The organism is Saccharospirillaceae bacterium, from assembly GCA_022448365.1.
GTDB lineage: Bacteria > Pseudomonadota > Gammaproteobacteria > Pseudomonadales > Oceanobacteraceae > Bacterioplanoides.
Genome location: JAKVCS010000031.1, coordinates 1 through 2,199, shown reverse-complemented (window position 1 = coordinate 2,199; position 2,199 = coordinate 1). Strand labels below are relative to the sequence as shown.

At 51.6% G+C, this 2,199-nt stretch carries 1 protein-coding gene; it reads left to right on the top strand.

Annotation, left to right across the window (positions count from 1 at the left end):
- Positions 1-2,199, top strand: a 2,199-nt coding sequence (locus MK185_17785; protein MCH2042481.1) for a hypothetical protein, incomplete at both ends; no start/stop codon positions are given.

Below are 2,199 nucleotides of genomic sequence, written 5' to 3'. Positions count from 1 at the left end.
GAGGGCGGCGAGGCGACCGGCGCCATGCCGGGTGGATTGATTCGGGGGCCGCAGTGGGTGGGCACGGTGGTGCAAGAATTACAGCTCTGGGGCAGTTGAATGCCGAGGGAGATGTAACGGCGACAGGTTCAGATCTATTTGCAACTAGCGGTCAAGTTGACAGTGTTTTGGTCGATGCCGATGGTGGAGCAACCCAAGTTTCCGCCTTGGGAAATATTCTGCTGAGCGATGGGGGTAATGCGCCGTCGAATGCTTCAACCGTAATCAATGGTGCTGTGCGTACTACTGGCGTGATATCAACGATAGGCATTAGTGCCGAACAAGATGTGAGAATTGGTAAGTTTGGAGATATTGATTCTATTGGTGGTGCTATCACGGTCAGTGCTGATACCGGTGCCGGATCAAATGGAGGTGCTGTTGTCATGGCTGATGGTAGTAGCGTCCTTAGTGTTACTGGTGAAATTGATCTCACGGCTGATGGAGATATTCTGCTCAGTTCAGTTAGCACCGGTAGTACAAGTGCTACCGCAGTCGAGCTAATTTCATCGGACGGCGCTGTGGCTGATTCTGGTGATAGTTCTGTTGATGTACTTGCAAATGTCGGGGGCTTGTTAATACAGAGTGCGATGGGTGTTGGAGATGGCAATGCAATCGAAGTTTCTGTCGCTTCGATTGAGGTGCAGAATTTAACCCAAGGTGCGATTCATTTGTTGGAATCAGATGATGTAGACATCGAAAACCTAGCTCAAGTTGGTTCCGGAGAAATCTTATTTGACTCAACCGTAGGTACAATCACGGTGCGTGGCGGTGGAACTGGGGTAGCCGGAAATGAGAATGTGCGACTAGGGGCTCTGCTTCAAGATGTTGTGATCAACGCAGAGGTGGTTAGCGTCTCAGGGAACATTACCTTGGACGCTGGTAACGACTTGACGGTGAGTAGTTCAGTTTCGACAGGTGGTTTGGGCACGGTGTATATGGTTGCCGTGAACGAGATCATGGTCACCGAATCAGTCATAACGGTATCTGGCGACATCCTGGTAGAGGCTGGCACAAATCTGAGTCAAGATGCCGCGATCACCAGTACCAGTGGTGATGTTGGATTGATCGCTGGTGGGACTTTGGTCCAGACATCCACCGGTGACATTACAACCGGTGGTGATGTATTGGTTTCGGCTGGGACGGACTGGACCATGGCCGGTGATGCGGTGATCACAGCGATTGGTAATGTGGTTGGTGAAGCCTTGGGTGGCGATATTGGACTGGGAGTCATTAGCAGTACGAACGTCGCGTTGACAGCGAGTGACAGCATCATCGATGCGAATGGCGGTTCACTGAATATTACAGCTGACAACCTTTCTCTTCGCGCAACCGGCGGCCTGATTGGCGATCACGATAATGCCAATGGGGTTGCTGGTCAAAACGCGAACGCTCTTGACATTGCAGTTTCCACGCTTGCCGCTAGTGCTGACTCTGGAATTTATATTTCGGAGTTAGACGATTTGATGGTCACATCGATTTCTGGAGTCACGGTCGATATTGAATCGATTCTTCGGGTTAACTTCAACAGTACGACTGATGATGTAAGTGTTGATCGCAGTACCGGGGCACTTGAGGATTTGACAACAGGTTCAGATGGCCCGATCAAGGTTGTTACGGAGTCCGGTACTCTCACGATTGCTGGCGGTTCTGATGGCCAGGGTGTTTCGGCAGCAGGTAGCGGTGACGTGCTTTTGGAAGCCCGCGGATCTGGTGGCAATGTTGTGATCAACGCAGAGGTGGTTAGCGTCTCAGGGAACATTACCTTGGACGCTGGTAACGACTTGACGGTGAGTAGTTCAGTTTCGACAGGTGGTTTGGGCACGGTGTATATGGTTGCCGTGAACGAGATCATGGTCACCGAATCAGTCATAACGGTATCTGGCGACATCCTGGTAGAGGCTGGCACAAATCTGAGTCAAGATGCCGCGATCACCAGTACCAGTGGTGATGTTGGATTGATCGCTGGTGGGACTTTGGTCCAGACATCCACCGGTGACATTACAACCGGTGGTGATGTATTGGTTTCGGCTGGGACGGACTGGACCATGGCCGGTGATGCGGTGATCACAGCGATTGGTAATGTGGTTGGTGAAGCCTTGGGTGGCGATATTGGACTGGGAGTCATTAGCAGTACGAACGTCGCGTTGACAGCGAGTGACA